Annotated in this window: 4 protein-coding genes; all 4 read right to left on the bottom strand. The window is 46.0% G+C overall.

Annotated elements, in window-relative coordinates:
• On the bottom strand, window positions 1-466 hold a 466-nt coding region (gene tilS, locus B3O33_RS08405; RefSeq protein ID WP_292363389.1), incomplete at its 3' end, for a tRNA lysidine(34) synthetase TilS.
• Window positions 467-596: 130 nt separating this feature from the next.
• Window positions 597-1,553 (bottom strand): acetyl-CoA carboxylase carboxyltransferase subunit alpha, encoded by a 957-nt coding sequence (locus B3O33_RS08400; RefSeq protein ID WP_292360019.1) that lies wholly within the window; start codon window positions 1,551-1,553, stop codon window positions 597-599.
• A gap of 114 nt (window positions 1,554-1,667) precedes the next feature.
• Window positions 1,668-2,771 (bottom strand): PilT/PilU family type 4a pilus ATPase, encoded by a 1,104-nt coding sequence (locus tag B3O33_RS08395; RefSeq protein ID WP_292360021.1) that lies wholly within the window; start codon window positions 2,769-2,771, stop codon window positions 1,668-1,670.
• 78 nt (window positions 2,772-2,849) lie between these two features.
• Window positions 2,850-3,118 (bottom strand): hypothetical protein (locus B3O33_RS08390; RefSeq protein ID WP_292363388.1); only part of this gene is annotated, 269 nt, incomplete at its 5' end.

Raw genomic sequence — 3,118 nt, 5'->3', positions numbered from 1 at the left:
TCTGATTGCTTGGATCGTCGATCCACTGGAGCTGATGTAACTTGGCATAGTCCAGTAAATCCTCTCGGGAAATTACCAGAAAAGGCCTGACGATCTGCATTTTCTGCCATCGTGAGATCACTCTCATCGCTCCTAATCCACGAGTTCCTGCACCGCGGAGCAGCTGCAGCATCAGGGTTTCGGCCTGATCCTGTAAATGCTGGCCGGTTAACAACAGATCATCTTTGCCAATCAGATTATTTATCGCCTGATATCGTGCGCTACGCGCAGCCGACTCCATTCCTGATTGATTGATATCTTTTACTGTTACTTTCAACAAATGAAATGGCAGTTGTAATGACTCAGTGATTTTCTGGCAATGTTCAGCCCAATTGGCCGATTGTGCCTGAAGTTGATGGTCGACATGTACGACCTGAATTTTTTGTGGAAATTGATCTCGATGTGTTGCCAGAAAGTGCAGCAACACGTGAGAGTCCATGCCGCCACTGTAGGCAATCCATAAAGTGGACGATCCGCAATATTCGCGGATCGTCTTTACAACTAAATCAGTGTCAAAAGACACTTTGGGGGTCGGAGACAATGATGTTCAACAGGCACTAGCCTTCAAAGGCACCATAATCCAGCAAACGTTGTTGACGACGTTTCACCAGTTCATCAACCGGCATCGCCTGGAGTTGTTTAATTTTGGTATTGATTGCTGTTTTCATGTTTGCCATCAGTGCTTCAGGATCACGATGTGCGCCGCCTAAGGGTTCTTTAACGATTTCATCAATCAAACCCAGAGATTTCAACCGATCCGAGGTCACCCCGAGCGTCGCGGCTGCATCCGAGGCCTTTTCAGCGCTCTTCCAAAGGATTGAAGCGCACCCTTCGGGGGAGATAACTGAATAAATACTGTATTGCAGCATCATTAAATGATCGGCGACGCCAATTGCCAACGCACCGCCGGAGCCGCCTTCACCAATAACAGTACTGATAATCGGCGTTTTTAATTTAGCCATTTCAAATAAATTACGTGCGATGGCTTCACTTTGACCACGCTCTTCCGCACCGATGCCGGGATAGGCGCCCGGGGTATCGATAAAGGTTAAAACCGGCATGCCAAAACGTTCTGCCATTTTCATCACACGCAAGGCTTTCCGATATCCTTCAGGGCGCGGCATACCAAAGTTACGCGCGACTTTTTCTTTGGTATCACGGCCTTTCTGATGACCAATAACAATAACCGGTTGATCGTTAAAACGACCCATTCCGGTAATTAATGCCTGATCATCCGCGTAAGCACGATCGCCATGCAGTTCTTCAAAATCAGTGATCAGATGTTTGATGTAGTCGAATGTATAAGGACGCTGTGGATGACGAGCCATTTGGGTTACTTGCCATGGTGTCAATCCGGAAAAAATGGAACGCGTCAGCGATTCACTTTTTTCCTTAAGCTTCTGAATCTCTTCGGTGATATTGAGATCGCTGTCATTGCTCATGTAGCGAAGTTCATCAATTTTAGCTTCCAGCTCGGCAATAGGCTGCTCGTAGTCAAGGAAATTCAACTGCATTAAAAATTACCTTCGAATCAAAATAGGTCGATTATACACGCACTAGGGCTTGTTGATCTTTCATATCCACCACTGCTGGTTACTATGAAAGATCAACAAGCCCTGTATTTACGCTCAGCTGAGGATTAATTCATCTTCCGCATCGTTATCATCGTCGGTTGCACCCATACGGATTTCCAGACTGAGATCATTGCGTGAATCAGCATTGCGCAGTGCATCTTCCTGAGAAATTTTGCCTTCACGATACAGTGTTAATAACGCCTGGTCGAAGGTAATTGTGCCGGGCTCACTGCTCTCTTTCATGGCGTCTTTAATCGCGCCTATCTGGCCTTTGTTAATCAATTCTGCGATATACGGTGAGCTGAGCATCACTTCAACTGCTGGGACCAGATTGCCATCTTTAATGGAAGGCAATAAGCGCTGCGAAATAATGGCACGCAGATTCAATGATAAATCCATCAGGATTTGCCGATGCATCATTTCCGGGAAAAAGTTAATGATCCGATCCAGCGCCTGATTCGCATTATTGGCATGCAATGTCGCCAAACACAGGTGACCGGTTTCAGAGTAATTAATCGCATGTTTCATGGTGTCCATATCACGGATCTCACCAATCAAAATCACATCCGGCGCTTCACGCAATGCATTTTTTAATGCATTTTCATAAGATAAGGTATCAATACCGACTTCACGTTGCTGCACAATTGATCGCTGATGGGAATGCACAAATTCCAAAGGATCTTCAATGGTCAGAATATGCGATCCTGAATTGCGGTTACGATGACCAATCATCGCTGCCAACGTAGTGGATTTACCACTGCCCGTGGCCCCAACGACCAGGATGAGTCCACGCTTTTCCATCACCACATTCCCGAGAACGGTCGGCAAACTCATTTCTTCAAAATTGGGGATATGCGTACGGATGTAACGAATAACCATTGAAACTTCGCCACGCTGCCGGAAAATATTAACCCGGAATCGACCGACCCCATGGACTGGAACAGCAAAATTCATTTCCAGATTTTTTTCAAATTCAGCGATTTGTTGCTCATCCATCAGCGAGTAGGCCAAATCTTTGACTTCGCCTGTCTGCATTTTCTTACTGCCTACCGGACGTATCACTCCCTGAATTTTGACTTGTGGTTCAGTGGCAGTACAAAAAAACAAATCCGAGGCTTCTTTATCCGCCATCAGTTTCAGGTAAGGCATCATTTCCACGTCAGCAATCCTTAAAAAACGTCTAATTTTCAGTAATCCTACACGATTGCATCAAGCCAACAAAGCAGACTTACCCCGTTAATAGCGCACTGTCACAGTTTCACTGACGGGCAGGTCTGCAAGCTCTTTTAACAGGGTATCGGATGGTGTAATTTGCCAGTCATGCCCCAATCGGATCATCACTTCCGCATTCTGATTGTGATATTTGAGTTCAACCGGTACGACGCCACCACAAAACGGTGTCATCACGGTTTGCATCTGACTGATCCATTGCGTGTCTTCGCCGTTATGTTTCACAGTGAGTTGCAGGACCTTACCGAATAATTCACGGGCTTTCTGCAAGTCAT

Source organism: Methylophaga sp. UBA1464, from assembly GCF_002325665.1.
In the GTDB taxonomy this organism is placed as follows: Bacteria; Pseudomonadota; Gammaproteobacteria; order Nitrosococcales; family Methylophagaceae; genus Methylophaga.
This window is presented reverse-complemented; position numbering and strand designations above follow the sequence as displayed.